Genomic DNA, 25,255 nt, shown 5'->3' on the forward strand with positions numbered 1-25,255 from the left:
GGCACAGGGGACGGCCGGGGTGGTGGTCGTTCATGTCGGCCGGATGGCGATCACATGACGGCAGGGGCCATGGACATGACTGGGGCGGGAGGGGCTGAATAGCCTGCGAGAGATCTTCCGTCCACACGACTTGGAGAGCTTGACGTGCACCGCAGACTGATCGTCCCGAGTGCTCTCGCGGCCTCGCTGCTGCTGGCGATCCCGGCATCCGCCGCCGACTACTCCCCGGGCGCCCCGGGCATCGGCGACCCCTACTACCCGGCCAGCGGCAACGGCGGCTACGACGTGTCGCACTACGACCTGCGCCTGAAGTACCAGCCGGCGACGGACCTGCTGGAGGGCACGGCGACGATCATCGCCACCACCACGCAGAACCTGTCCCGGTTCAACCTCGACCTCGGCCTCAGGGCCAGCGAGGTGCGGGTGAACGGCAAGAAGGCCCGGTTCACCGCCACCGGTGACCACGAGCTGGAGGTCACCCCGGCCGCGCCGCTGGCGAAGAACCGGGCGATATCGGTGGTCGTACGGTACGCGGGCAAGCCGTCCGAGCTGAAGATCGGCGGCTGGACCGCCTGGCACCGCACGCCCGACGGCGGTGTCGCGGCACAGGAGCCGGACTCGGCCGTGTGGTGGTTCCCCTCCAACGACCACCCGCTGGACAAGGCGACCTTCGACGTCTCCGTGTCCGTGCCGGACGGTACGCAGGCCATCAGCAACGGCGTCCTGACGTCCCAGTCGTCGCGGCTCGGCTGGACGCGCTTCAACTGGCGCTCCGACAAGCCGCAGGCCACCTACCTCGCCACGCTCGCCGTCGGCACGTTCGACATCACCACCGACAAGACCGACAAGGGCCTGCCCGTCCTCAACGCCTACAGCAAGGACCTCGGCGGCAACGCGGGCGCGGCGCGGGCCAGCATCGAGCGCACGGCGGAGGTCGCCGAGTGGCTGGAGGAGGTCTTCGGGCCGTACCCCTTCAACGCGCTCGGCGGGTACGTCCCCAACGTGACCAGCGGTTACGCGCTGGAGACGCAGACGCGGCCGTTCTACAGCCCCCGCCAGTTCGCCAACGGGGCGAACGTGTCCGTGGTCGTGCACGAGCTGGCGCACCAGTGGTACGGCGACAGCGTGTCGGTCGACGGCTGGAAGGACATCTGGATCAACGAGGGCTTCGCCCGCTACAGCCAGTGGCTGTGGTCGGAGAAGGAGGGCGAGGGCACGGCACAGGAGCTGGCCGACTATGTCTACGCCCAGCACCCGGCCGACGACCCGTTCTGGACCGTCAAGCCGGGCGACCCCGGCCCGGACAAGCAGTTCGACCTCGCGGTGTACGACCGTGGCGCGCTGGCCCTCCAGGCGCTGCGGAACGAGATCGGTGACGAGGACTTCTTCGCCGTCCTGAAGGGCTGGCCCGCCGAGCACGCCTACGGCAACGCCCGGGTGGCCGACTTCGTGAAGTACGCCGAGCGGGTCTCGGGCAAGCCGCTCGCGGGGCTGTTCGACACCTGGCTGTACGACCCGTCCAGGCCGGCCGCCCCGGCGGCGGCGAAGGCGCGGACCCCCCGCTCGCAGGCGGCGGCACCCACGGCACCGGCGGCGAAGCCGGCCCAGCCGAAGTCATGGAAGAAGATCGCCGCGACGAACACGATCCACGACCACGGTCACGGTCACGGTCACGGTCACTGACGGTCGCCGGCCGGTCCGGGCCGCCACCGCCCCCTCCCTGCCCGCGGCCCACCGCCGCGGGCAGGGAGTGCGGCCGGGTGGGGGCCGCGCCCCGTCGCGGAGCCGCCTTCACCGCCGGACGGCCGCCACCGCCACGATCAGCGCGAGCAGACAGAGCAGGAGGCACAGCGGGGAGTAGAGCACCGAGTTCCAGCGCCGGAACTCCGGCGTGGCACGGGAGTTCATGAGGTAGCCGCCCGCCCCCCGGACGAACATGACGAGGGCGAATCCGAACATGCCGGTGAGCTGGAGCCACTGGGGTCCGACCCCGGGGACGGCCCCGCCGACCATGAGCGTCAGCGCGCCGGCACCGATCAGGGCCACACCGACCAGCATGGATTCCACCGCGCGCGGCATGCGGCCGTCGTCCGTGCCACCGACGGTCCTGACGAAGGTCTCCCGGTCGTTCCACGGCCACGGGGAGAAGGCCCACACGAGGTGCAGCAGGCCGATGGCGATGACGACGAAGCTGAGCAGGCCGGGGGCCAGGGTGCGTATCACTCGTCCACCTTTCGCTCCGCAGGGACGTGGCCCCTGCTGGACCGACACGCCGGGACGGCCCGCTGTATACGGTGGCGTATACGACGCGTCCGGCTCATCGTACGAGCGGGGTGCGCAAGGCCCCGGACCGGGGTGCGGGATCGTGTGGGGCCCGGGAAGCCGGGCCTCCTCGGAGGCGTCCACCTCCACGGCACAGAGAGCGCTCTCAGGCGGCATCGGGACCGGCTACCCTGCTCCTGTACACCGTGTCGCCGCGCCGCCGAGGAGCCCCCGTGTCCCGCAAGCCCGATCCGGCACCCGGCTCCCGCCCCACCCTGGAAGCCGTCGCCGCCCGCGCCGGGGTGTCGCGCGCGACGGCGTCCCGCGTCGTGAACGGCGGCGCGGGCGTACGGCCGCCGCTGGTGGACAAGGTGCGCCGGGCGGTCGAGGAGCTCGGGTACGTGCCCAATCACGCGGCCCGCACCCTGGTGACCCGGCGCAACGGCGCGGTCGCGGTCATCATCGCCGAGCCGGAGTTCCGGATCTTCTCCGACCCGTTCTTCGAGCAGCAGGTGCGGGGCATCAGCCGCGAACTGACCGCCCATGACTCGCAGCTGGTGCTGCTGTGGGTGGAGGGGCCGGGGGACTACGACCGGATCGGCCGGTACCTGGGGGGCGGCCATGTCGACGGCGCGCTCGCCTTCTCGGTGCACAACGACGACGGACTGCCCTCCATCATCGGGCGGGCCCAGGTGCCGGCGGTGTTCGGCGGGCGGCCCGGCTGGCCGGGTGCGTCCGGGACGCCGGGTGGTCCGGCGGTGCCCTATGTGGACGCCGACAACCGGGGCGGGGCCCGGGAGGCGGTGCGCCACCTGCTGTCGCTGGGGCGCGAGCGCGTCGCGCACATCGCCGGCCCGCGCGACCTGACTTCCGCCATGGACCGCGTCGACGGCTACCGCGACGTCCTCCTGGACGCGGATCCGGGGCTGATCGCGCAGGGCGACTTCACGGAGGAGAGCGGGGCCCGGGCGATGGCGGAGCTGCTCGCGCGGCGGCCGGACCTGGACGCCGTGTTCGCGGCCAGCGACCTGATGGCCTCCGGCGCGCTGCGCGTCCTGCGCGAGCGCGGGCTGCGGGTGCCCGAGGACGTGGCGCTGGTCGGCTTCGACGACATGACGTCCATCTCGGAGGCCACCGATCCCCCGCTGACGACGGTCCGCCAGGACGTCGAGGGCATGGGCCGGCTGATGGTCCGGCTGCTGATGCGCGTGCTGAACGGTCAGGAGACCGAGCCCGGGACGGGCAGCGCCCCGGGCTCGGTGATCACACCGACGGAACTCGTGCGGCGGGCGTCCGCCTAGGGTCCGGCTGATCAGGCGTACGGAATGACCAGGACGGACCGGTCGGTGCCGGTCTGGAGCCGGGCCGTGCCGGAGCCGATGGCGTGCCACACCTCCAGGCGTACCGTGCCGCCCTTGAGGTCGCCCAGCGTTCCGGTCGCCGATCTGAGCCCGCGCGCCTGGCCGTACTCCTCCCAGCCGGGCACCGGGTCGGTCGCGAAGTAGTGGTACGTCTCCGTCCGGTCGAAGGTCCCGTCGCCGGTCAGGTCGTAGCTGACCCGGGCCTGCTGGCCGAGGCCGACCGTGGTGCCCGCGTCGACCTGGAGGCGGAACGCGGTGGCGCCGCCCGGCTTCAGGGTGCCGTTGACGCCCTTCGCCTCGTAGACCAACGGCTGGTGGGGGGTGCCGTCGTGGTTGGCGCCGCCCGCCGAGGCGATGGTGTCGGACCCGGCCGTCGCGCCGGTCGCCGTGGTCAGGGTGCCGCCGGTGCGGAGCTGGAAGGTGTCCCCGGTGCCGGGCCCCGGGTCGGGGTCCGGGTCGGGACCGGGGCCGCCGGTGCCCGTACCGGTGGCCGTCGAACGCGCCGGGACGGTGAGCTTCGCGCCGTCGGAGAAGGTCACCGTCCGGGCGGTGGAGCCGTGGTTGTGGGCCGCGTAGGTCCGTACCGTGCCCTTGGTGAAGGCGGCCGAGGTGGGGATGTCGCCGCTGACGGTCGCGTCGGGTGCGCCGAGGGCGTCCAGGGTGGTGAGCCAGTGGTAGGTGTGCGCCTTGGACTCGCCCGCCTCGGGGGTGTAGGAGGCGTGGCCAACGTCCCACTTCGCCCTGGCGGCGGCGGGGTCGGCGAAGGACTGGAACTCCCAGAGGATGTCGCGCCATTCGACGGCCGGGCCGCCGTTCTCGCGCTCCATCTCGGCGACGTTGCGGCGCACGGCGGCCTTCTCGCCGCCGAGGTGGAGCGAACCGCCGGTCACGGGCAGGACGTTGATGCCGTGGATCTCCTCGGGGTTGGCGGTCCACCAGGTGGCGTAGGCGGCGCCGCTCCCCCACACCATGCCGGCGGTCTCGTGCCCGAAGGACGCCGGGAAGACCTGCTGGTCGGCGTCGAACCAGTACTGGGCGATCGCCTCGGCCTCGGTGGTCAGCAGGTAGACGCCCAGGTCGCGCAGGGCGGTGTCACCGGTGGCCGAGCCCCACAGGACCAGCCCCGCGCTGAGGTTGGTGGACTCGGACGAGGACTCCTGGTTGTTGCCGGCGGCGAAGCCCTGGTGGCCGGAGGCCCAGCTGTGGCCGGCGTACACGTCGAAGCCCCGGAGGAAGGGGAAGGCGCTGTCGGTGCGGCTGGGGTTGGCGGCGTCGCGCACGAGGGTCTTCACCATGCCGCCCCACGCGGAGCCGGTGGCCCAGGCCGGGTCGTACTGGGCGACGATCGCGGCCGCGTAGACGTAGTACGAGTAGTGGAAGTGGTGGTCGTTCAGCTCGGTGTCGCTGCCGTACGAGGCGGGGTAGCCGGTGAGGGTCCTCCACGTCCGGTCGTACGAGAACTCGTTCGCCCCGCCGGCCGTGAACCAGTCCTGGAGCCGCCCCTTGATCAGGCCGAGCAGCTTGTCGCGGGTGGCCGTCTCGCCGGCCTGCTCGGCCAGCGGGACGAGCTGGGCGAGCCTGCCGAGCGCCTTGCCGGTCCAGTAGGTGTCGGTGGCGCCCTGGAACGGGTCGGCGGCGTTCGCGGCCTCGGTGAGGTAGCCGCGCAGCCGGGCGGCGTCGACGCCGGACGACTTCGGCAGGGCGGGCAGGACGGCGGCGGCCCGCTGGCTGGTGGTGAAGCTGGTGGAAGCCCTGACCTTCATGGTGCCGCGCGGGGAGACGTACGTGTACGGCGTGAGGGCGTCGGTGGTGTGGAGCCACTGGTGCCGGTAGAGGGCCTGGAGGGTGCCGGTCTGGGTGCCCTCCTGCGGCTGGGTGGTCAGCGTGTAGGTGGCCCGGACCGTACCGCCGGTGTAGCTCCACTCGGCCTTGGAGCCGGTGACGAAGCTGTAGGCGTACGTGCGGTAGGTGGCCAGCGCGTCCGGTGAGGGCATGACGGCCACCGAGAAGTAGTCCCTGCCGCCGAGCCCGGCCGTCAGGGTGGAGCCGGAGACCGTCCAGTCGGCGCCGGTGGGGGCGAACAGCGCGTAGTGGTGGCCGGAGACGGTGATGCCGAGGACGTTGCCCTGGTCGGCGAAGACGGTGGGGGCGGTGGCGGTGGTGATCCGCGCGTCGCCGCCGGTGCCCTTGGCGTACACGAACGGCGAGCCGTGGCCGATGGTGGTGCGCAGCGTGCGGGTGCCGTCCGACCAGTAGGGGGTGACGGTCCAGTCGGACCAGGCGTCGGCCTTGGTGTCCGGGGAGTTCAGGCCGGTGAGCCCGAGGGTGAGGTCGCGCTTGTGGGCGTACTCGTACTGGCGTCCGTCGCCGACGATCGCGGGCGTGGTGGGGTACCCGACGTCCAGGCCTGCGGCGGTGGCCTGGTAGGTGAGCGGGTGGCCGTACATGGGCGTGGACCAGGGGTTGTCGCCGTAGCGCTGGAAGGCGAGGGAGGACCACCAGTCGTTGGTGGGCACCGGCTTGCCCTGGGCGGCGGGCGTCAGTTTGGGGGTGACGGGGGTGCCGGTGTTGGTGGTGGGGCCGGATGTTCCGGGGGGCCGGGTGTCGGAGTAACCGCCCGCTCCGACGGGGACGGTGGCGGCTGCTGCGGGGGTGGCGGTGGTCGCGGTGAGGCCGAGGGCGGCCAGGGTGGTGGCGAGGAGCAATGCGGCCGGCCGGGTGCGTGGGGATGGCATGTCGGCACCTCGAGAGGGGTGGCGGGAGAACGTTTCGAGAGCGCTCTCAGGTGGACTGGAACGTAAAACTCTTGAAACGAAGCTGTCAATACAGCGGACAGAGAGGCGAGTTGCCCGGAAGCGGCAGTCGTTATGGCTTCGAGTCTTGACGGACGCGGGCGGCTCGGGCACGCTCCAGACGCATCTCCTGAGAGCGCTCTCAAACGCTTCTCTCCGCCGCGAAGCCAAGGGAGGCTTCCCATGCCCAACGCCCGAGCCACCGGCACCCCGAGAACACCGGCCGCACAGGCCGCAGTTCACGCCGGTACGGCTGTCCGTACCGGCGCGGCCGTCCGTACCCGGGCCGTGGTCCGTGCCGGGGCGGCCGTGCTCGCCGGGGTGCTGCTCGCCGCCTGCGGGTCCGGTGCCTCCGGTGGGGCGTCCGACGGCACGGTCACGCTCACCGTGGACCTCTTCGGCTCCTTCGGCTACAAGGAGGCCGGGCTCTACGCCGAGTACGAGAAGCTGCACCCCGGGATCAAGATCAAGCAGACGGACACCGAGGACGAGCAGGACTACTGGAAGTCCCTCCAGACCCGGCTCGCCGGCGGTGGCGGTCTGGCCGACGTCCAGGCCATCGAGGTGGGGCGGATCGCCTCGGTGACGCAAGCGCAGCCGGACAAGTTCGAGGACCTGACCCGGTACGGCGCCGACAAGCTGAAGGGCGAGTTCGCCGAGGCCAAGTGGTCGGCGGCGACGACCGAGGACGGCCGGGTGCTGGGACTCGGCACGGACGTCGGACCCGAGGCGATGTGCTACCGCACCGACCTGTTCAAGCAGGCCGGGCTGCCGACGGACCGCGCCGAACTGGCCCGCAGGTGGGCCACCTGGGACGGCTACCTGGAGCTCGGCAAGCAGTACCAGGCCAAGGCTCCGGCCAAGAGCGCCTGGCTGGACAGCGTGGGCAGCCTCTTCACCATCATGATCGGGCAGGAGGAGGAGCGGTACTACGACGCCTCCGGCAAGCTGATCTACGAGTCGAACCCGGCCGTCAAGACCGCCTGGGACACCGCCACCGAGGCCGCCGACGAAGGGCTCAGCGCCAAGCTGGACCAGTGGTCGCCGCAGTGGAACCAGGCCTTCGCCGCAGGCTCGTTCGCCACCATCCCCTGCCCCGCGTGGATGCTCGGCTACATCAAGGGCCAGGCCGGCGAGGCGGGCAAGGGCAAGTGGGACATCGCCAAGCTGCCGGGCGGCGCCGGGAACTGGGGCGGCTCGTACCTGAGCGTTCCCCGGGCCGCGAAGCACAAGAAGGAGGCGTACGAGCTGATCCAGTGGCTGACCGCCCCCGAGCAGCAGGCCAGGCTCTTCGAGAAGCAGGGCAACTTCCCCTCCTCCACGGGCGCGATCGCCAAGGTCGCCGACGCCAAGGACCCGTACTTCTCCGGCGCCCCGATCGGCCAGATCTTCGGTGACGCGGCGAAGGCGGCCCCGGTGCAGGTGCTGGGCGTCCACGACAAGAACGTCGCCGACCAGATCACCAACGCGCTGAGCGAGGTCGAGCGGAAGGGGACGTCACCGGACAAGGCGTGGTCGAACGCGAAGAAGGGCGTCGAGAACGTCACGGGCTGACGCCGGGCCCCCGGCGCCCGCCCCCACCGCCTTCCGGGGGCGGGCGCCACTCGGGCCGCTCGGGCCACCGGCGCCACTCGGGCCACCGTCGCCACCGGGTCGCGCCCCGCCTCCCGTCCCCGCCTCCCGTCCACCACCTCCGTACCGACCATGAAGGGCCGCACCGTGACCCTCACCGCTCCGGCAGGATCGGCAGCCGCCCGGCGGCGCCCGTCGGCCGCGCGCCGCGCGTGGCGGACCGTCTCGCCGTACGCGTACCTCACCCCGTTCTTCACGCTCTTCGCCGCGTTCGGCCTCTTCCCGCTGCTGTACACGGCGTTCGTCTCCCTCTACCGCGTCGAGCTCCAGACCCCCGGCGACATGGAGTGGCGCGGCCTCGGCAACTACGCGGCCCTCTTCACCGACGAGTTCTTCTGGATCTCGCTGCGCAACACCTTCACGATCGGGGTCATCTCCACCGTGCCGCAGCTGGTGATGGCCCTGGGCCTGGCCCACCTGCTCAACTACCGGCTGCGCGGGCGGACGTTCTTCCGCACGGCGATGCTGCTCCCGTACGCCACGTCCGTCGCCGCCGCGACCCTGGTCTTCGCCCAGCTCTTCGGCCGTGACTTCGGTCTGGTCAACTACGTGCTGGGGGTCGTGGGCATCGGCCCGGTCGACTGGCAGACGAACACGGTCGCCTCGCAGATCGCCGTGTCGACGATCGTCATCTGGCGCTGGACCGGCTACAACGCGCTGATCTACCTCGCGGGCATGCAGTCGATCCCCAGCGAGCTGTACGAGGCGGCGGAGATGGACGGGGCGTCGCGGTGGCGCCAGTTCTTCCACGTCACGCTGCCGGGGCTGCGGCCGACGATCGTGTTCACGGCCGTGGTCTCGACGATCGGCGCCACCCAGCTCTTCGGTGAGCCGCTGCTGTTCGAGGGGTCGGTGTCGGGCGGCATCTCGCACCAGTACCAGACGCTCGGGCTGTACATGTACGAGCAGGGCTGGGGCTTCTTCCACCTGGGGCGGGCCGCCGCGATCGCCTGGGTGATGTTCCTGCTGATCCTGGTGCTGGTCGGGGTCAACGCCCTGGTCATGCGCCGCCGTTCCCGGAAGGAGGCGGGCCGGTGAGCGCGCGCCGCGCCGGGCGCACCCTGCACGGCGGCAGGGTGGCGTACGCGATCCTCGTCCTCGCCGTGCTGGTGTCGGCGTTCCCGTTCTACTGGACGATCGTCGCCGCCAGCCGCTCCAACGCCGACCTGGCGAAGGTGCCCCCGTCCCTCCTCCCCGGCCCGAACCTGATCCGCAACGTCGAGGCGGTGATGGAGGAGGCGGACATCGGCAAGGCCCTGCTCAACTCCCTGATCGTCTCGGGCTCCATCACGGTGGGCACGGTGCTGTGCTGCACGCTGGCCGGCTTCGCCTTCGCCAAGCTGCGGTTCCGCGGCCGGGGCGCGCTGCTCGCGATCACCGTGGGCACCATGATGATCCCGCCGCAGCTGGGCGTGATCCCGTTGTTCATGCTGATCGCGGAGCTGGGCTGGGTGAACCAGCTCCAGTCGGTGATCCTGCCCGGTCTGGTGTCGGCCTTCGGGGTCTTCTTCATGCGGCAGTTCCTGGTGCAGGCGCTGCCGGACGAGCTGATCGAGGCGGCGCGGGTGGACGGCGCCTCCTCCGCGCGGATCTTCTGGTCCATCGTCGTGCCGATCGCCCGGCCCGGTATGGCCGTGCTGGGTCTGCTGACCTTCATGGCGGCCTGGAACGACTTCTTCTGGCCGATCGTGGCCCTGTCCTCGCAGAACCCGACGGTTCAGGTGGCGCTGCGCCAGCTGGGCGGCGGTTACGTCCACGACCAGTCCGTGATCATGGCGGGCACGCTGCTGGGCACGCTTCCCGTCCTGCTGGTCTTCGGCCTGCTGGGCCGGCAGATCGTCGGCGGCATCATGCAGGGCGCCGTCAAGGGCTGAGACACGCTCGTCCTTGCCCCTTTTCCCCGTTTTCCCCCTTCCCCTTGGGAGTCTTCCGCTCATGGACGTCATGGATGAGCTCACTTTCCCGGCCGGTTTCCGCTGGGGCACGGCGACGGCCGCGTACCAGATCGAGGGTGCCGCCGACGAGGACGGCCGGACGCCGTCCATCTGGGACACCTTCAGCCGTACGCCGGGCAGGGTCCGCAACGGCGACACCGGTGACATCGCGGCCGACCACTACCACCGGATGGCCGAGGACGTCGCCCTGATGAAGGACCTGGGCGTGACGGACTACCGGTTCTCCGTCGCCTGGCCGCGGGTGCAGCCGACCGGCCGGGGGCCCGCGGTGCAGAAGGGTCTGGACTTCTACCGGCGGCTCGTCGACGAGCTGCGGGCCGCCGACATCCGGCCGGTCGCCACGCTCTACCACTGGGACCTGCCGCAGGAGCTGGAGGACGCGGGCGGCTGGCCGCACCGGGACACGGCCGAGCGGTTCGCCGAGTACGCCGGGCACGTGGCCGCCGCGCTGGGCGACCGGGTCGCCACGTGGACGACGCTGAACGAGCCGTGGTGCGTGGCGTTCCTCGGGTACGCGTCGGGGGTCCACGCCCCGGGGCGCACCGAGGCGGCCGCGTCGCTGCGCGCGGCGCACCACCTGAACCTGGCGCACGGGCGGGCGGTCCAGGCGTTGCGCGCCGCCCTCCCGCGCACCGCGGAGGTGTCGCTGACGCTCAACGTCCACGCGCTGCGTGCCCTGTCCGGGAGCGAGGCGGACCGCGACGCGCTGCGCCGCGTCGACGCGGTGGGCAACAGGATCTTCCTGGACCCGGTCTTCCACGGCCGTCTCCCGGAGGACCTGGTGGCGGACACGGCGGCGCTGACGGACTGGTCGTTCGTCCGGGACGGCGACCTGGAGGTGACGGCGACGCCGGTCGACTCGCTGGGGGTCAACTACTACTCCCCCGCGGTCGTCGGTGCCGGTACGTCCGAGGCGCCGTCGCCGTGGCCGGGCACCGAGCCGCACGTCCGGTTCGTGCCGGCGCCGGGTCCGCGGACCGCGATGGACTGGCCGGTCGACGCGGACGGGCTGTACGAGCTGTTGGCGCGGCTGCGGGACGAGCTGCCCGGGACGCCGCTGATGGTGACGGAGAACGGCGCGGCGTACGACGACTACGCCGACCCGTCGGGCGAGGTCCACGACCCGGAGCGGGTCGCCTACCTGCGCGCGCACCTGGCGGGGGTACACCGGGCGCTGGCGGACGGGGTGGACGTGCGTGGCTACTTCCTGTGGTCGCTGCTCGACAACTTCGAGTGGGCGTACGGCTATGGGAAGCGGTTCGGCATCGTGCACGTGGACTTCGCGTCGCAGCGCCGTACGCCGAAGGACAGCGCGCGCTGGTACGCGGACGTCATCGCCCGGGGCGGTCTGCGCGGGTGAGGCGCTGCTCCTCCCGGTGCCGCGCCCGGGCCCGCCGGGCGAGCGGGAGGTAGCGCAGCCGCTCGGGGAGGACCGGCACGACGGCGCGTACGAGCCGGCCGAACCGGCGCAGCCTGCGCTCCTGCTCGTCGGTCCACTCCAGGCCCATCGCCGCCCGCGCGTCGGGCGGCATGAGCCCTACGGTGAGGAAGCGGCGGAAGCGGGCGAACGCGGGGAGCAGCAGCGGCCACAGGGCCCGCACGATCAGGCGCATCGGCAGCGGGCCCCGGTCGAACGGGGGCAGCGGGGTGTCGGCGGCGACGAGTTCCCGTGCGACGGCGGTGGCCTCGATCTCCTCGGCGAGGACCTTGCGGTGGTAGGGCCAGAACTCCTCGATCGTCTGGGGCATGTCCCGGTCGTGGATGCCGAGGACGCGGCCGACCTGGAGCCACTCGGCGTACAGCTGCCGTTCCTGGGCGGCTGTCAGGGGCCGGATCAGGTAGCGCGCGGCGTGGTGGTAGACGGGGAAGCCGGTGGCGTGGACCCAGGCGTAGTTGGCGGGGGTGAGGGCGTGGTAGCGGCGGCCCCGGGTGTCGGTTCCCCGGATGCCGGCGTGCAGGGCGCGCAGCCGGCGGCCTTCCTCGGCGGCGGCCTCGCCCCCGTACACCCAGAGCTGGAGCGAGCGCAGGGAGCGCTCTCCGCGGCCCCACGGGTCGGTGCGGAAGACGGAGTGCTCGTCGACGCCGGCGCCGACGGCGGGGTGGGCGACCTGGAGGGTGAAGGCGGCGGGCAGCATCAGCAGGCCGCGGAGGTCGCCGGCGAGGCTCCAGAGCACTCCGCCCGGCGGGGGCGGCGGGGGGTCGTGCGGGGCGGGGGCAGTGCTCATGATCCCAGTATCCGCCGCGGGGATGTTGTCGTGATGGTCGGGGTTCCGCAATGTTCCCCGCCCCCGATGGCTACCGGAAAGTAACCGTGGCTGATTTGATGTGCCGCGCCATGCCGAAACCCCCACTGCCGACTGGAGTTTCCGTGCCGCGATCCATGCAGCGAGCCGCGCTTTCCGCCACCCTGTCCGCCGCACTCACCGTCGTCGCGGTGGCCGCCGCCGGCCCGGCCGCCTCGGCGGGGACGGGGGCCGGGACGCCGGCGCTGAAGGTGCTGTCGTACAACGCGTTCCTGTTCAGCAAGACCCTCTACCCGAACTGGGGCCAGGACCACCGGGCCGGGGCGATACCGGAGGCGTCGTTCTTCGGCGGCCAGGACGTGGTGGTGCTCCAGGAGGCGTTCGACAACGCGTCCTCCGACGCGCTGATGCGCAACGCCGCCGCGCGGTATCCGTACCAGACCCCGGTGATGGGCCGGAGCAAGAGCGGCTGGGACGCCACGAGCGGCGCGTACTCGGCGACCACGCCGGAGGACGGCGGTGTCACGGTGCTCAGCAAGTGGCCGATCGTCCGCAAGGAGCAGTACGTCTACAAGGACGCGTGCGGTGCCGACTGGTACTCCAACAAGGGGTTCGTGTACGCCGTGCTGAACGTCGACGGCGCCCGTGTCCACATGGTGGGCACGCACGCCCAGTCGACCGATCCCGGCTGTGACGGCGGGGAGGCCGCCGCGGTGCGCAGCCGCCAGTTCCGGGCGATGGACGCCTTCCTGGACGCCAAGAACATCCCCGCGTCGGAGCAGGTGCTGGTGGCGGGCGACTTCAACGTGGACTCGCACAGCGGCGAGTACGCCTCGATGCTCTCCGACGCGGGCCTGGTGGACGCGGACGCGCGCACCGGGCACCCCTACTCCTTCGACACCCAGGACAACTCGATCGCCGCGGAGCGCTACCCGGACGATCCGCGTGAGGACCTCGACCACGTCCTCCACCGCGCCGGTCACGCGAGGCCGGCCGGCTGGACCAACCGGGTCGTCAAGGAGCAGAGCGCGCCCTGGACGGTCTCCAGCTGGGGCAAGCGGTACACGTACACCAACCTGTCCGACCACTACCCGGTCGTCGCGTCGGCCCAGTAGTCGCAAGGGATGCGCAGCTGGTCGGGGGCCGTTCTTCGACAGTGGCCGCAGGGCGGCCGCGCTGCCATGGTGGTGTCCATGACCGGTCAGGGACACCACCATGGGGAGCACCGAGGGCGTCATCACGGCCACCACCACCCCCATAAGCATCACCATCACCACGGCGAGCGGATCGACGCCGCCCTGGAGGGGTCGGCGGCGGGACTGCGCACGTTGTGGTTCTCGTTCGCCGTGCTCGCCGCGACGACGGGCGTCCAGGCGGTCGTGGCGGCGCTGTCGGGCTCGGTCGCGCTGCTCGGTGACACGGTCCACAACGCCACGGACGCCCTGACGGCACTGCCGCTGGCCCTGGCCTTCGTGCTGGGCCGGCGGGCCGCGACCCGCCGGTACACGTACGGCTTCGGCCGGGCCGAGGACTTGGCCGGGGTGTTCGTGGTGATGGTGATCGCCGCGTCGGCGGCCTTCGCCGGGTACGAGGCGGTGGGGCGGCTGCTGGACCCGCGGGACGTGGACCACCTGCCGGCGGTCGCGGCGGCGGGCCTGGTGGGCTTCGCGGGCAACGAGTGGGTGGCCAGGGCGCGGATCCGCACGGGCCGCGCGATCGGCTCCGCGGCGCTGGTCGCCGACGGGCTGCACGCCCGCACGGACGGCTTCACCTCGCTGGCGGTGCTGCTGGGCGCGGGGGGCGCCGCGCTCGGCTGGTGGTGGGCGGACCCGCTGGTGGGGCTGGTCATCACGGCAGCGATCCTGGTGGTGCTGCGGGGCGCGGCGCGCGAGGTCTGGCACCGGCTGATGGACGCCGTCGACCCGGCGCTGGTGGACCGGGCGGAACACGTGCTGTCGCACGTGGAGGGCGTACGGGGCGTGGGGACCGTGCGGATGCGGTGGCTGGGCCACGCGCTGCGGGCCGAGACGTCCGTGGTGGTCGACCCGTCGCTGACGGTGGTCCAGGCGCACGCGGTCGCGGTCGCGGCGGAACACGCCCTGCTGCACCAGGTGCCCCGGCTGGCGGGGGCCACCGTCCACATCGACCACGCCCACCCGGCGGACGCCGACCCGCACGCCGCCCTCGCCCACCACTCCTCCCGCATCGACGGTCGCCCGTGACTTTCACAGCGTTGGTGAGACAGCAATACTGTTCTACATAACCACCGCACCCGTCAGAAGTGAGGCCCTCATGGGGACCGAGGCGACCGAGCCGGCCGAGTCCGAGGAGCGGCAGCCGACGCTGACCGTCGACGAGCTGGCGGCCCGCGCGGGGGTCACGGTGCGCACCATCCGGTTCTACGGCACGCGGGGGCTGCTGCCGCCGCCGGTGATCGGTCCGAGGCGGGTGGGGCACTACGGGCCGGAGCACCTCTCCCGGCTCGCGCTCATCGAGGAGCTCCAGCACCAGGGCATGACGCTCGCGGCCATCGAGCGGTACGTGGAGCAGTTGCCGCCCGACCTGAGCGCCCACGACCTGGCCATCCACCGGGCGCTGGTGGCGACCTGGGCGCCGGACGCGCCGGAGGAGATGAGCCGGGCGGAGCTGGAGCGGCGCGCCGGCCGCGCGCTGGGCGACGAGGACGTGGACCGGCTGGCCGCGATGGACGTGGTGGCCCGCACGGGGGCCGGCGACACGTTCCGGGTGGACCCGGGCCTGCTGCGGCTGGGGCTGCGGCTGTTGGACGTGCCGATCGCGCACGAGACGATCCTGGCGTCCCGCACGGTGCTGGTGGAGCACACCCGGTCGGCGGCGCAGGAACTGACGCGGCTGTTCCGCGACGAGGTGTGGGGCCCGTACCGCGAGCGCGAGTCGGACCCCGAGCACGTGGCGGCGATGAAGTCGCTGTCCGCCCATATGCAGCCGCTGGTGGTGCAGGCCCTGGTGACGGCCTTTCAGCGGTCGCTGAAGGAGGAGCTGCGGGCCGCGTTCCGCGCCGAGTGAGCCGCCCGGCGGGCCGCGCGCCGCCGCGGCCGGAGCGGCGGGGCGGCGGGGAGGCGGTCCGGTCGAGCCGGTACGCGGACCCTGCGGCCGGGTGGGCGCCACGGCCGGCGCGGTGCCGGGCGCCGGGGAGACGGGTCCGGTCGAGCCGGTGCGCGGACCCGGCGGCCGGGTCCCACCCGCGCGGTGTCGCGGTGCGCCGCGAACGCGTCGCGGTCGCCTCCGTGAATGCTCGCCCGGTGGCCCACGCCGTCCGGCGTCGTCAGGATGCCGCCGTACAGGTCGGCCGGAGCGGCGGGGCGCCGGGGCGTCACCGGGACGGCCGTCGCGTCGTGTCGGCGACGGCCGTCCCGGTGACGGGGCCGCGGGGTCAGTCGCCGAACCGCTCCCCGCGCTCGGCCTTCTCCACCAGCAGCGCCGGCGGCTGGAAGCGCTCGCCGTACCGCTCGGCCAGCTCGCGCGCCCGGGCGACGAAGCCCGGCAGGCCGCCCTCGTAACCGTTGACGTACTGGAGCACGCCGCCGGTCCACGCGGGGAAGCCGATGCCCATGATGGAACCGATGTTGGCGTCGGCGACGGAGGTCAGCACCCCCTCCTCCAGGCAGCGGACCGTGTCCAGCGCCTCGGAGAAGAGCATCCGCTCCTTCATGTCCTCGAAGGGGACGGTGGCGCCCTCCCCGGCGAAGTGCTCGCGCAGCCCGGGCCACAGGCCGGTGCGGCCGCCGGTCTCGTCGTAGTCGTAGAAGCCCGCTCCGCCGCTGCGGCCGGGGCGGCCGAACTCGTCGACCATGCGGTCGATCACGGCCTCCGCCGGGTGCTCGGTCCAGGTGCCGCCCGCCTCCTCGATCGCGCGCCGGGACTCGTTGCGGATCTTGCGCGGGAGGGTGAGCGTCAGCTCGTCCATCAGGGACAGGACCTTCGCCGGGTAGCCGGCCTGCGCCGCCGCCTGCTCGACGGACGCGGGGTCCACGCCCTCCCCCACCATCGCCACGCCCTCGTTGATGAACTGGCCGATCACGCGCGAGGTGAAGAAGCCGCGCGAGTCGTTGACGACGATCGGCGTCTTGTTGATCTGGCGCACGAGGTCGAAGGCGCGCGCGAGGGCCTCGTCACCGGACCGCTCGCCCCGGATGATCTCGACGAGCGGCATCTTGTCGACCGGTGAGAAGAAGTGCAGGCCGATGAAGTCGGCCGGTCGGTCGACGCCCTCCGAGAGGAGGGTGATCGGCAGGGTGGAGGTGTTGGAGCACAGCAGCGCGTCGGGCTCGACGATCTCCTGGATCTCCTGGAAGACCTTGTGCTTGAGGGCTGTGTCCTCGAAGACCGCCTCGATGACGGCGTCGCAGCCCGCGAGGTCGGCCGGGTCGGCGGTCGGGGTGATGCGGGCCAGCAGCTCGTCGCGCTGTGCCTCGGTGGTGCGGCCCCGGGACAGCGCCTTGTCGAGGAGCTTCGCCGAGTACGCCTTGCCCTTCTCGGCCGCCTCGGCCGAGACGTCCTTCAGGACGACCTCGATGCCCGCCCGGGCGCAGGAGTAGGCGATGCCGGCGCCCATCATGCCGGCGCCGAGGACCGCGACCCTGCGGACCTTGCGCGGTTCGACGCCCCGGGGCCGGCTCGCGCCGGAGTTGACCGCCTGGAGGTCGAAGAAGAACGCCTGGATCATGTTCTTGGCGGTCTGGCCGGTGACCAGCTCGGTGAAGTACCGCGACTCGATCGTCAGCGCGGTCTCGAAGTCGACCTGGGAGCCCTCGACGGCGGCCGCGAGGATGTTGCGGGGCGCCGGGTAGGGCGCGCCGTTGATCTGCTTCTTCAGGTTGGCGGGGAAGGCGGGCAGGTTCGCGGCGAACTTGGGGTGCGCCGGGGTGCCGCCGGGGATCCGGTAGCCGGGGGCGTCCCAGGGCTGCTGCGACTCGGGGTGGGCGTCGATGAACGCCCGCGCCTTGGCGGCCATCTCCTCGGGGGTGGTGGCCACTTCGTGGACCAGCCCGTTCTCCAGGGCGCGCCGCGGCGAGTACTGGGTGCCCTGGAGGAGGACCTTGAGCAGGGCGTCGGCGATGCCCATGAGGCGTACGGTGCGGGTCACGCCGCCGCCTCCGGGCAGGAGGCCGAGGGTGACCTCGGGCAGGCCGATCTTGGAGCCGGGGGCGTCGAGGGCGATCCGGTGGTGGGAGGCGAGGGCGATCTCGTAACCGCCGCCGAGGGCGGCGCCGTTGAGACAGGCGACCACGGGCTTGCCGAGGGTCTCGATGCGGCGCAGGGCGCGCTTCATCTCCATGCCGGCCTCGAAGATCTGCCGGGCGTCGGCGGGCCCGGCCTTCATCATGTCCTTGAGGTCCCCGCCGGCGAAGAAGGTCTTCTTGGCGGAGGTGTAGACGAAGCCGCGGATGGAGTCCTTCTCGGCCTCGGCGCGGTCGGCGACGGCCGCGATGGAGGTCCGGAAGGCCTGGTTCATGGTGTTGGCGGACTGGTCGGGGTCGTCGAGCACGAGGGTGACGACACCGGTCTCGTCCTGTTCCCAGCGGATGGTGGTGGACTGGCTCATGGTGGTGGCTGCTCCGTAAGGCCGTACGGGAAAGGACGGGGTCAGACGCGCTCGACGACGGTGGCGATGCCCATGCCTCCGCCCACGCACAGCGTGGCGAGGCCGTACCGCTTGTCCTGGCGCTCCAGTTCGTCGACGAGGGTGCCGAGGATCATCGCGCCGGTCGCGCCGAGGGGGTGTCCCATGGCGATGGCCCCGCCGTTGACGTTGACCTTGTCGAGGGGCAGGCCCATGTCGGCGGCGAAGCGCAGGACGACCGCCGCGAACGCCTCGTTGATCTCGACCAGGTCGATGTCGTCGGCGGTCAGGCCGGCCTTGGCGAGGGCCTTGCGGGAGGCGGGGGCGGGGCCGGTGAGCATGATGGTCGGCTCCGAGCCCGACACGGCCACGGACACGACCCTGGCGCGGGGTGTGATGCCGTACCGCTCGCCGACCTCCTTGTTGCCGATGGCGACGAGGGCGGCGCCGTCGACGATGCCGGAGGAGTTGCCGGCGTGGTGGACGTGGTCGATCTTCTCGACCCAGTGGTACTTCTGCAACGCCACGGCGTCGAAGCCGCCCATCTCGCCGACGGCCGCGAAGGAGGGCTTGAGGGAGGCGAGCGAGTCGGCAGTGGTGCCGGGCCGCATGTGCTCGTCGTGGTCGAGGACGACGAGCCCCGCGCGGTCCTTGACGGGCACGACGGACCGGTCGAAGCGGCCGTCCTTCCAGGCGGCGGCGGCGCGCTCCTGGGAGAGCGCGGCGTACTCGTCGACGTCGCGCCGGGTGTAGCCGCCGAGGGTGGCGATCAGGTCGGCGCCGATGCCCTGCGGTACGAAGTTGGTGTCCCAGTTGGTCATCGGGTCGGCGAACCAGGCGCCGCCGTCGGAGGCCATCGGGACGCGGGACATCGACTCGACGCCGCCGGCGAGGACCAGGTCCTCCCAGCCGGAGCGGACCTTCATCGCCGCCATGTTGACGGCTTCGAGGCCGGAGGCACAGAAGCGGTTCTCCTGGACGCCGGCGACGGTGTCGGGCAGCCCGGCGGCGATGGCCGCGATGCGCGCGATGTCGGAGCCCTGGTCACCGACGGGTTCGACGACACCGAGGACGATGTCGTCGATGGCGGCGGGGTCGAGGCCGGGGAACCGGCCGCGCAGTTCGTGGATGAGGCCGACCACCAGGTCGATCGGCTTGGTGCCGTGCAGGGCGCCATTCGCCTTCCCGCGCCCGCGCGGGGTGCGGATCGCGTCGTAGACATACGCTTCGGTGCTCACTGTCAAGCCTTTCGGGGAGGGGTCAGCCGAGCAGGGAACGGCCGATGATTTCCTTCATGATCTCGGTCGTACCGCCGTAAATGGTTTGGATCCGGCCATCGGTGAAGGCCTTGGCGACCGGGTACTCCGCCATGTAGCCGTAGCCGCCGTGGAGCTGGAGGCAACGGTCGGCGACCCGTTTCTGGAGTTCGGTGGCCCACCACTTGGCCATGGAGGCGTGGACGGCGTCCAGCTCCCCGTTCGCGTGGTCGACGACGCAGCGGTCGAGGAACGCGCGGGTGACGGCGCACTCGGTGGCCATCTCCGCGATCTCGAAGCGGATGTGCTGGAGCCTGGCGAGGGGCCGCCCGAACGCCTCGCGCTCCTTGACGTACGCCGTGGTGATCTCCAGGAGGTGCTCGGCGGCGGCGATGCCGGCGACGGCTATGTTCAGCCGCTCCTGGGCGAGGTTGGTCATCAGGTGGACGAACGCGCCGTTCAGCTCCCCGAGCAGGTTCTCCTTGGGGACGCGGACGTCGTGGAAGAACAGCTCGGCGGTGTCCTGGGACTTCTGGCCGATCTTGTCGAGGTTGCGGCCCCGTTCGAAGCCGTCCGCGCCGCGCTCGACGACGAGGAGGGACAGGCCGTGCGCGCCGCCCTCCGGGGTGGTCTTCGCGACGACGACCACCAGGTCGGCGAGGATGCCGTTGGAGATGAAGGTCTTGGAGCCGTTGAGCAGCCAGTGGTCGCCCCGGTCCTCGGCGGTGGTGCGGATGCCCTGGAGGTCGGAGCCGGCGCCGGGTTCGGTCATGGCGATGGCGGTGATGATCTCGCCGGTGCAGAAGCCGGGGAGCCAGCGCCGCTTCTGCTCGTCGGTGCCGAGCGAGGTGAGGTAGGGGCCGATGATGTCGTTGTGGAGCCCGATGGCGAGCCCGGGCGCGCCGGCGCGGGTGAACTCCTCGGCGAGGACGGCGCTGTAGCGGAAGTCGGTGTTGCCACCGCCGCCGTACTCCTCGGGGACGGCGATGCCCAGCAGGCCCTGGCGGCCCGCCGCGAGCCAGGCTTCGCGGGAGACGATGCCGTCCTTCTCCCACTGCTCGTAGTGCGGCAGGACCTCCTTGGCGAGGAAGGTGCGGACGGTCTCGCGGAAGGCGTCGTGCTCGGCTTCGAAGATCCGGCGCTTCACCCGGTCCCCCTGTCGTTGTCGGAACGGGCGTCTTCGGTACGGGCGTCTTGGGAACGGGCGTCGTCGGTGCGGAGGCTGGGGACGTCCCAGTCGCGGGCGACCTCGTCGGTGCCGGCGCCCGGCCGGGCGGGGGGCCGGGTGACGGAGCCGGGGGTGGCGGAGAAGCGGGGCGCGGGGGCCGGCTGGGTGATGCCCCCGTGGTCGGTGAAGGTGGCGCGGGCCGCGAGGTGCGGGTGGGCGGGCGCCTCCCGCAGCGACAGGACGGGGGCGACGCAGGCGTCGGACCCCTCGAAGACGGCCGTCCACTCGGCGCGCGTCCGGTCCTTGAAGCGCGCGGCCACAGCGGCGCGCAGATCGTCCCAGCGGTCGAAGTCCTTGCGGGCGGGCGCGGTGTCCTCGATGCCGAGCAGGCGGACGAACTCGTCGTAGAACCGCTGCTCCAGCGCGCCCACCGCCATGTACTGGCCGTCGGCTGTCTCATAGGTGCCGTAGAAGGGGCAGCCGCCGTCCAGCAGGTTGGCGCCGCGCCGGTCCTGCCAGCCGCCTGCGGCCATCATGCCGTGGATCATCGTGGCGAGGTGGGCCGCTCCGTCGGTGATGGCGGCGTCGACGACCTGTCCGCCGCCGCCCTCCTCGCGCGCGTGGTGCAGGGCGGCGAGGACGCCGACGACGAGGTAGAGCGAACCGCCCGCGTAGTCGCCGACGAGGTTGGCGGGCACGGTCGGCGGCTCGTCGGCCCTGCCGATCATGGAGAGGGTGCCGGTGACCGCGATGTACGCGATGTCGTGCCCGGCCCGCTGGGCGAGCGGACCGTCCTGGCCCCAGCCGGTCATGCGGCCGTAGACCAGCTTCGGGTTGCGGGCCAGGCACTCCTCGGGCCCGACGCCGAGCCGCTCCGCCACGCCGGGCCGGTATCCCTCGATGAGGACGTCGGCGCGCTCGACGAGGTCCAGGACCCGGTCCGGTCCGCCGTCCGCCTTGAGGTCGACGAGGACCGAGCGCTTGTTGCGGTTGGTGAGGTCGTACGCCGGGTCGATCGCCAGCCCCGCGCCGCCCGGCCGGTCGACGCGGACGACGTCCGCGCCCAGGTCGCCCAGGAGCATGGCGGCGAACGGGCCGGGCCCGATGCCGGCCAGCTCGACCACGCGCACCCCCGCGAGCGGGCCGCTGCCTGTCGCTGCCATCTGACCCCCAGCACTGTGACACAACTGCTGTAACAGTAATGATGCTAAGAACGTGTTCCACTCCGCACAAGCCCTGTGGACGAGCAAGCGCTCAGAAAGGCGCCGGGCACCCGGGTGATCGTTCCTCACCCCGCACGCTAGCCTCTGGCTCCGACAACGGCGTGGACGGCGGAGGGCTGCATGGAGACACGGGACGGCACGGAGCGGACGTACGACGTGGTGCTCTTCGGGGCGACCGGGTTCGTCGGGGAACTGACCGCCCGCTACCTCGCCACGCACGCGCCCGCCACCTGCCGCTGGGCGCTCGCCGGGCGCAGCCTGGACAAGCTGGAACGGCTGCGCGACCGGCTGGCCGCCGAGCACCCGCGGTGCGCGGACCTGCCCCTGGTGACGGCGGACGCGGCGGACCGGGACTCGATGCGCACGCTCGCCAAGTCGGCGCGGGTGGTGGCGACGACCGTCGGGCCGTACGTCTGGTACGGCGAACCGCTGGTGGCCGCCTGCGCCGAAGCGGGTACGGACTACGTGGACCTCACCGGCGAGCCGGAGTTCGTGGACCTGATGTACGTACGCCACGACGCGCGGGCCCGTGAGACGGGGGCGCGGATCGTGCACGCCTGCGGCTTCGACTCGGTCCCCCACGACCTGGGCGTGTACTTCACCGTGGCGCAGCTGCCCGGGGACGTGCCGCTGGCCGTGGACGGTTTCGTCCGCTCCAACGCCTTCTTCTCGGGCGGTACGTTCGCCTCGGCGCTCACCGCCATGGCCCGCGGCCGGCACATGGCGCGGGCCGCCCGGGAACGGCGCCTGCACGAGCCGCGGCTGGTCGGGCGGCGGGCGCGGGCCCCGCTCGCGGCGCCCCGCTTCAGCCGGGAGACCGGCGCCTGGGCGCTCCCCCTGCCGACCCTGGACGCGAGTGTCGTGGCCCGGTCGGCGGCGGCCCTCCCCCAGTACGGGCCCGACTTCCGCTACCGGCACTACGCGGCCGTCAGGACGCTCCCCATGGCGCTCGGCGGAACGGCGGCCATGGGCGGGCTGTTCGCGCTGGCCCAGGTGCCGCCCGCCCGGCGGTGGCTGATGGACCGTTACGAGGCGGGTCAGGGGCCGGACGAGGAGCGCCGCGCGCGCAGCTGGTTCACCGTGCGGTTCGTCGGCGAGGGCGGCGGCCGGCGGGTGTTCACCGAGGTGTCGGGCGGCGACCCGGGCTACGACGAGACCGCGAAGATGCTCGCCGAGTCGGCCCTGAGCCTCGCCTTCGACGACCTGCCGAAGACGGCCGGCCAGCTGACCACCGCCGTCGCGATGGGCGACGCGCTGCTGGAGCGGCTGACCCGGGCCGGAATCCGCTTCCGGGTGGCCGACTCCCGCTGAAGCCGGGCCGGGCAGGCCCGGACGGGTCCCGCCGCTCGGGCGCGCCTACGCCGTGATCGCCTTCAGGGCGCGCCGGCACAGGGCGTCCGCGTGGCGGGTGGTCTCGGGGATGCGGTAACGGGGCGTCAGGTGCAGGGTGTGGGCGCAGGCGTTGTCGAGCGTGACCCGGTGGCCGGCCGAGACGAAGACCGGCTTCACGCCCTCCCGGGTGCGCAGCGCACGGCCGACCTCCTCGCCGTCCGCGACGAGCGGGGCGGCCGCGCCGCGCTCCCGCGCGGGCTGCTCGTAGGTGAAGGTGAACGGGTTCTTGGCGACGCCGATCACGGGCAGCCCGGTGAGGACGCCGAGGTGGCTGGCGAGGCCGAAGCGGCGCGGGTGCGCCCGGCCGTACCCGTCGCACACCACGAGCCCGGGGCCGCCGCGGAGCGCGGCGAGGGCGGCCAGCACGGTCGGCACCTCACGGAAGGCGAGCAGCCCGGGGACGTACGGGAAGGAGACCCTGCCGACCGCGGTGGCCTCCTCGACGACGGTGAGGGTGCGGGCGTCCAGGACGACGGCCGCGGCGGCGACGAGGTCGCGCTCGTCGTCGTAGGCCACGTCGACGCCGGTGACCAGGCCGGTGCCGGGCGCGGGGCCCGGTTCGTCCAGGACCACGCGGCCGCGCAGTTCGTCCTGGACGGCGAGGGCCTCCGCCTCGTCGGCCGGCCAGTCGGCGGGGATTTCGATGATCGTCATGGTGACGGTCACCCTAACCCCGCCAGAGGCGGCCGTACTCGGGCGCCGGGACTGTCGGTGGCACCCGATAGCCTCGCGGGCATGTTCGTACTGGAACTGACCTACACCGGACCGCTGGAGCGGGTGGACAAACTCCTCGCGGACCACGTCGCCTGGCTGGACGGGCACTACGCGTCGGGGCTGTTCCTCGCCTCCGGCCGCAAGGAGCCGCGTGACGGCGGGATCATTCTGGCGGACGGGGAGGACCGTGCCCGGATCGAGGAGGTCACGGCGACCGACCCGTTCGTCACCGCCGGCGTGTGCGCGTACCGCGTCACCGAGTTCATAGCCACCAGAACGGCACCGGAGCTCGCCCGGTACCGCCGCCCGCTTCCGGCCGCGCCGCACTGACCGAGCACTGATCCGCGCTTCCGTGCCCGGCCGGGCGCCGGGGTGCTCCGTGGTCACCGCTCCAGGCGGGCGACCCGGCCCTTCTCGCCGGCGGCCCAGCAGCCGGACGCCCGACTGGACGGTGGGCCGTATGCGGGGCCGGCGGCGCAGTCGACCGTGTCGTACGAACCGGTGTCGACGGTCCGCCAGGTGCGGCCGCCGTCCGTCGTCAGGTCCGTTCCGGTGGGGCCGACGGCGAGCGCGGCGGACCGGCTGTGCGGGAGCCAGGCCACGCCCGAGCGGTAGGCGGGCGGCGGGGTGTGGGCCTGCCGCCAGGTGCGCCCGCCGTCCCGGCTGACGGCGCCCGCGCGGGGCGAGGGCTGCCCCGTCCGGTAGTCGCCGCCGACCGCGATGCCGTGCGTGCGGTCGCGGAAGGCCAGGGCGAACACCCCCCGCACCGGGTCGCCCGCCGGGATCGTCGACTCGGCGACCGTCCAGTTCCGGCCGCGGTCCGAGGAGTGCAGCACGCGCGCGGTGGCGCCGCCCCCGGTCGCCAGCCACACGTCCCGGGGCCCGGAGCTGACCAGGCACTGGCCGCTCGCGGCGAACCCGGCCTCCCCCGGCAGCGCTTCGGGCATGCCGGCGGTCGGCAGCACCGTCCAGCTGCGGCCGCCGTCGCCGGTGGACAGGATCCGGTACCTGCCGTCGACCGGATCGCTCATGGCGAGGCCGTGGCGGCTGTCGAAGAAGGTGACGCAGTCGTAGAAGGCCCTGGGGTCGGGGTTGCGGAACGATTCGGTCCAGCTGGCGCCGCCGTCGTCGGTGCGGAGGATCCGGGACGCCTCGCCCTCCCCGATCGCGAGCACGACCGCGCGGCGCCCGTCGAACGCCTCGATGTCCCGGAACTCCAGCCCGGTCGCGCCCGCCGGCGAGACGTTCCGCCAGCTGCGCCCGCCGTCCCCGGTGCGCAGCACCGTGCCCCCGGAGCCCGCCACCCAGGCGGTGGACCGGCTGACGGCCGCCAGGCCCCGGAAGCGCGCCTGCGCCCCGGTCTCCTTCAGCCGCCAGGACGGCCCCGTGGCGCGGGGTGCCGCTCTGCCGGGAGCTGTCGTGGTGGAGCCCGCCGGCACGGATCCCGTCGTGCTGGAGGCCGTCGTGCTGGAGCTCGTCGTGCTGGAACTCGTCGGGGTGGGGGCCGCCTGGGCCGGGGCGGCGGTCAGCGCGGCGGCGAGCGCCGCCCCGCTCAGCCCCACCGACACCGCTCGCCGCCCCACCGACACCGCTCGTCTCGTCTTCCCCTTGGACGTCATGGCGCGGGAACGTAGCCCACCCCCGCCGACCCGTCC

At 72.8% G+C, this 25,255-nt stretch carries 20 protein-coding genes; 11 read left to right on the plus strand and 9 right to left on the minus strand.

Annotation, left to right across the window (positions count from 1 at the left end):
• The first annotated feature begins 144 nt into the window (after window positions 1-144).
• A complete protein-coding gene (locus EIZ62_RS04465; RefSeq protein ID WP_156691410.1) occupies window positions 145-1,683 on the plus strand; it encodes a M1 family metallopeptidase in 1,539 nt (512 codons plus the stop codon).
• A 108-nt stretch (window positions 1,684-1,791) separates the two neighbouring features.
• Here EIZ62_RS04465 and EIZ62_RS04470 read toward each other — a convergent pair whose 3' ends face one another.
• Window positions 1,792-2,223 carry a DUF3995 domain-containing protein gene (locus tag EIZ62_RS04470; protein WP_156691411.1) on the minus strand — a complete coding sequence of 144 codons (432 nt, stop codon included), beginning with the start codon at window positions 2,221-2,223 and terminating at the stop codon, window positions 1,792-1,794.
• A 272-nt stretch (window positions 2,224-2,495) separates the two neighbouring features.
• Between EIZ62_RS04470 and EIZ62_RS04475 the strand changes: the two genes are divergently transcribed.
• A complete protein-coding gene (locus EIZ62_RS04475; RefSeq protein WP_156691412.1) occupies window positions 2,496-3,563 on the plus strand; it encodes a LacI family DNA-binding transcriptional regulator in 1,068 nt (355 codons plus the stop codon).
• Window positions 3,564-3,574: 11 nt separating this feature from the next.
• On the opposite strand, the gene EIZ62_RS04480 is transcribed toward EIZ62_RS04475, so the two are convergent.
• Window positions 3,575-6,358: a glycosyl hydrolase gene (locus EIZ62_RS04480; protein WP_156691413.1), complete on the minus strand. Its 2,784-nt coding sequence runs from the start codon at window positions 6,356-6,358 to the stop codon at window positions 3,575-3,577.
• A gap of 240 nt (window positions 6,359-6,598) precedes the next feature.
• Here EIZ62_RS04480 and EIZ62_RS04485 point away from each other — a divergent pair, with 240 nt between their 5' ends.
• The 4 genes from EIZ62_RS04485 to EIZ62_RS04500 all read left to right on the plus strand — a co-directional run bounded on the left by EIZ62_RS04485 (window position 6,599) and on the right by EIZ62_RS04500 (window position 11,362).
• Window positions 6,599-7,969, plus strand: coding sequence for an ABC transporter substrate-binding protein (locus tag EIZ62_RS04485; protein WP_156691414.1), 1,371 nt, complete (start codon window positions 6,599-6,601; stop codon window positions 7,967-7,969).
• A gap of 150 nt (window positions 7,970-8,119) precedes the next feature.
• Window positions 8,120-9,085, plus strand: a complete 966-nt coding sequence (locus EIZ62_RS04490) for a carbohydrate ABC transporter permease (RefSeq protein ID WP_156691415.1) — start codon at window positions 8,120-8,122, stop codon at window positions 9,083-9,085.
• Window positions 9,082-9,921, plus strand: a complete 840-nt coding sequence (locus tag EIZ62_RS04495) for a carbohydrate ABC transporter permease (protein ID WP_156691416.1) — start codon at window positions 9,082-9,084, stop codon at window positions 9,919-9,921. Before EIZ62_RS04490 ends, EIZ62_RS04495 begins: the two co-directional genes overlap by 4 nt.
• A gap of 70 nt (window positions 9,922-9,991) precedes the next feature.
• Window positions 9,992-11,362: a GH1 family beta-glucosidase gene (locus EIZ62_RS04500; RefSeq protein ID WP_156691417.1), complete on the plus strand. Its 1,371-nt coding sequence runs from the start codon at window positions 9,992-9,994 to the stop codon at window positions 11,360-11,362.
• Here the strand turns inward: EIZ62_RS04500 and EIZ62_RS04505 are convergent.
• A complete protein-coding gene (locus EIZ62_RS04505; RefSeq protein WP_156691418.1) occupies window positions 11,334-12,227 on the minus strand; it encodes an oxygenase MpaB family protein in 894 nt (297 codons plus the stop codon). The genes EIZ62_RS04500 and EIZ62_RS04505 overlap by 29 nt on opposite strands.
• Before the next feature lie 155 nt (window positions 12,228-12,382).
• Here EIZ62_RS04505 and sph point away from each other — a divergent pair, with 155 nt between their 5' ends.
• The 3 genes from sph to EIZ62_RS04520 all read left to right on the plus strand — a co-directional run bounded on the left by sph (window position 12,383) and on the right by EIZ62_RS04520 (window position 15,290).
• Window positions 12,383-13,360 carry a sphingomyelin phosphodiesterase gene (gene sph / locus EIZ62_RS04510; RefSeq protein ID WP_156696201.1) on the plus strand — a complete coding sequence of 326 codons (978 nt, stop codon included), beginning with the start codon at window positions 12,383-12,385 and terminating at the stop codon, window positions 13,358-13,360.
• 78 nt (window positions 13,361-13,438) lie between these two features.
• Window positions 13,439-14,467, plus strand: coding sequence for a cation diffusion facilitator family transporter (locus EIZ62_RS04515; RefSeq protein WP_156691419.1), 1,029 nt, complete (start codon window positions 13,439-13,441; stop codon window positions 14,465-14,467).
• A 70-nt stretch (window positions 14,468-14,537) separates the two neighbouring features.
• Entirely contained in the window at window positions 14,538-15,290 is a 753-nt protein-coding gene (locus tag EIZ62_RS04520; RefSeq protein ID WP_156691420.1) for a MerR family transcriptional regulator, read from the plus strand.
• A gap of 367 nt (window positions 15,291-15,657) precedes the next feature.
• Here EIZ62_RS04520 and EIZ62_RS04525 read toward each other — a convergent pair whose 3' ends face one another.
• From EIZ62_RS04525 to EIZ62_RS04540, 4 genes are read right to left on the minus strand one after another with little or no spacing between them, the layout of a single operon-like run.
• Window positions 15,658-17,829: a 3-hydroxyacyl-CoA dehydrogenase NAD-binding domain-containing protein gene (locus EIZ62_RS04525; protein WP_156691421.1), complete on the minus strand. Its 2,172-nt coding sequence runs from the start codon at window positions 17,827-17,829 to the stop codon at window positions 15,658-15,660.
• A gap of 41 nt (window positions 17,830-17,870) precedes the next feature.
• Window positions 17,871-19,085, minus strand: a complete 1,215-nt coding sequence (locus EIZ62_RS04530; protein WP_156691422.1) for an acetyl-CoA C-acetyltransferase — start codon at window positions 19,083-19,085, stop codon at window positions 17,871-17,873.
• Window positions 19,086-19,107: 22 nt separating this feature from the next.
• Complete coding sequence (locus tag EIZ62_RS04535) at window positions 19,108-20,250, minus strand: acyl-CoA dehydrogenase family protein (RefSeq protein WP_156691423.1); 1,143 nt, start codon at window positions 20,248-20,250, stop codon at window positions 19,108-19,110.
• The gene (locus EIZ62_RS04540) at window positions 20,247-21,434 is read right to left on the minus strand and encodes a CaiB/BaiF CoA transferase family protein (RefSeq protein WP_208827761.1); all 1,188 of its coding nucleotides are present in this window, start codon (window positions 21,432-21,434) and stop codon (window positions 20,247-20,249) included. The genes EIZ62_RS04535 and EIZ62_RS04540 overlap by 4 nt, the downstream gene beginning before the upstream one ends.
• A 180-nt stretch (window positions 21,435-21,614) precedes the next feature.
• Here EIZ62_RS04540 and EIZ62_RS04545 point away from each other — a divergent pair, with 180 nt between their 5' ends.
• Window positions 21,615-22,805, plus strand: coding sequence for a saccharopine dehydrogenase family protein (locus tag EIZ62_RS04545; protein ID WP_156691424.1), 1,191 nt, complete (start codon window positions 21,615-21,617; stop codon window positions 22,803-22,805).
• A gap of 45 nt (window positions 22,806-22,850) precedes the next feature.
• On the opposite strand, the gene EIZ62_RS04550 is transcribed toward EIZ62_RS04545, so the two are convergent.
• Window positions 22,851-23,540, minus strand: coding sequence for an endonuclease V (locus tag EIZ62_RS04550; RefSeq protein ID WP_156691425.1), 690 nt, complete (start codon window positions 23,538-23,540; stop codon window positions 22,851-22,853).
• Window positions 23,541-23,621: 81 nt separating this feature from the next.
• Here EIZ62_RS04550 and EIZ62_RS04555 point away from each other — a divergent pair, with 81 nt between their 5' ends.
• On the plus strand, window positions 23,622-23,930 hold the full coding sequence (locus EIZ62_RS04555; protein WP_156691426.1) for a YciI family protein: 309 nt from the start codon (window positions 23,622-23,624) through the stop codon (window positions 23,928-23,930).
• Window positions 23,931-23,983: 53 nt separating this feature from the next.
• Here the strand turns inward: EIZ62_RS04555 and EIZ62_RS04560 are convergent, their stop codons facing one another.
• Entirely contained in the window at window positions 23,984-25,219 is a 1,236-nt protein-coding gene (locus EIZ62_RS04560) for a WD40/YVTN/BNR-like repeat-containing protein (protein ID WP_208827763.1), read from the minus strand.
• Window positions 25,220-25,255: the final 36 nt, after the last annotated feature.

Source organism: Streptomyces ficellus (assembly GCF_009739905.1).
Lineage (GTDB): Bacteria > Actinomycetota > Actinomycetes > Streptomycetales > Streptomycetaceae > Streptomyces > Streptomyces ficellus_A.

What these genes read in the sequence shown, in the direction of transcription:
- EIZ62_RS04505 (WP_156691418.1), bottom strand. Translation starts at nt 12,227, where the DNA reads ATGAGCACTGCCCCCGCCCCGCACGACCCCCCGCCGCCCCCGCCGGGC.
- EIZ62_RS04560 (WP_208827763.1), bottom strand. Translation starts at nt 25,219, where the DNA reads ATGACGTCCAAGGGGAAGACGAGACGAGCGGTGTCGGTGGGGCGGCGA.
- EIZ62_RS04500 (WP_156691417.1), top strand. Translation starts at nt 9,992, where the DNA reads ATGGATGAGCTCACTTTCCCGGCCGGTTTCCGCTGGGGCACGGCGACG.
- sph (WP_156696201.1), top strand. Translation starts at nt 12,383, where the DNA reads ATGCAGCGAGCCGCGCTTTCCGCCACCCTGTCCGCCGCACTCACCGTC.
- EIZ62_RS04485 (WP_156691414.1), top strand. Translation starts at nt 6,599, where the DNA reads ATGCCCAACGCCCGAGCCACCGGCACCCCGAGAACACCGGCCGCACAG.
- EIZ62_RS04490 (WP_156691415.1), top strand. Translation starts at nt 8,120, where the DNA reads ATGAAGGGCCGCACCGTGACCCTCACCGCTCCGGCAGGATCGGCAGCC.
- EIZ62_RS04480 (WP_156691413.1), bottom strand. Translation starts at nt 6,358, where the DNA reads ATGCCATCCCCACGCACCCGGCCGGCCGCATTGCTCCTCGCCACCACC.
- EIZ62_RS04555 (WP_156691426.1), top strand. Translation starts at nt 23,622, where the DNA reads ATGTTCGTACTGGAACTGACCTACACCGGACCGCTGGAGCGGGTGGAC.
- EIZ62_RS04550 (WP_156691425.1), bottom strand. Translation starts at nt 23,540, where the DNA reads ATGACGATCATCGAAATCCCCGCCGACTGGCCGGCCGACGAGGCGGAG.
- EIZ62_RS04520 (WP_156691420.1), top strand. Translation starts at nt 14,538, where the DNA reads ATGGGGACCGAGGCGACCGAGCCGGCCGAGTCCGAGGAGCGGCAGCCG.
- EIZ62_RS04515 (WP_156691419.1), top strand. Translation starts at nt 13,439, where the DNA reads ATGACCGGTCAGGGACACCACCATGGGGAGCACCGAGGGCGTCATCAC.
- EIZ62_RS04525 (WP_156691421.1), bottom strand. Translation starts at nt 17,829, where the DNA reads ATGAGCCAGTCCACCACCATCCGCTGGGAACAGGACGAGACCGGTGTC.
- EIZ62_RS04540 (WP_208827761.1), bottom strand. Translation starts at nt 21,434, where the DNA reads ATGGCAGCGACAGGCAGCGGCCCGCTCGCGGGGGTGCGCGTGGTCGAG.
- EIZ62_RS04545 (WP_156691424.1), top strand. Translation starts at nt 21,615, where the DNA reads ATGGAGACACGGGACGGCACGGAGCGGACGTACGACGTGGTGCTCTTC.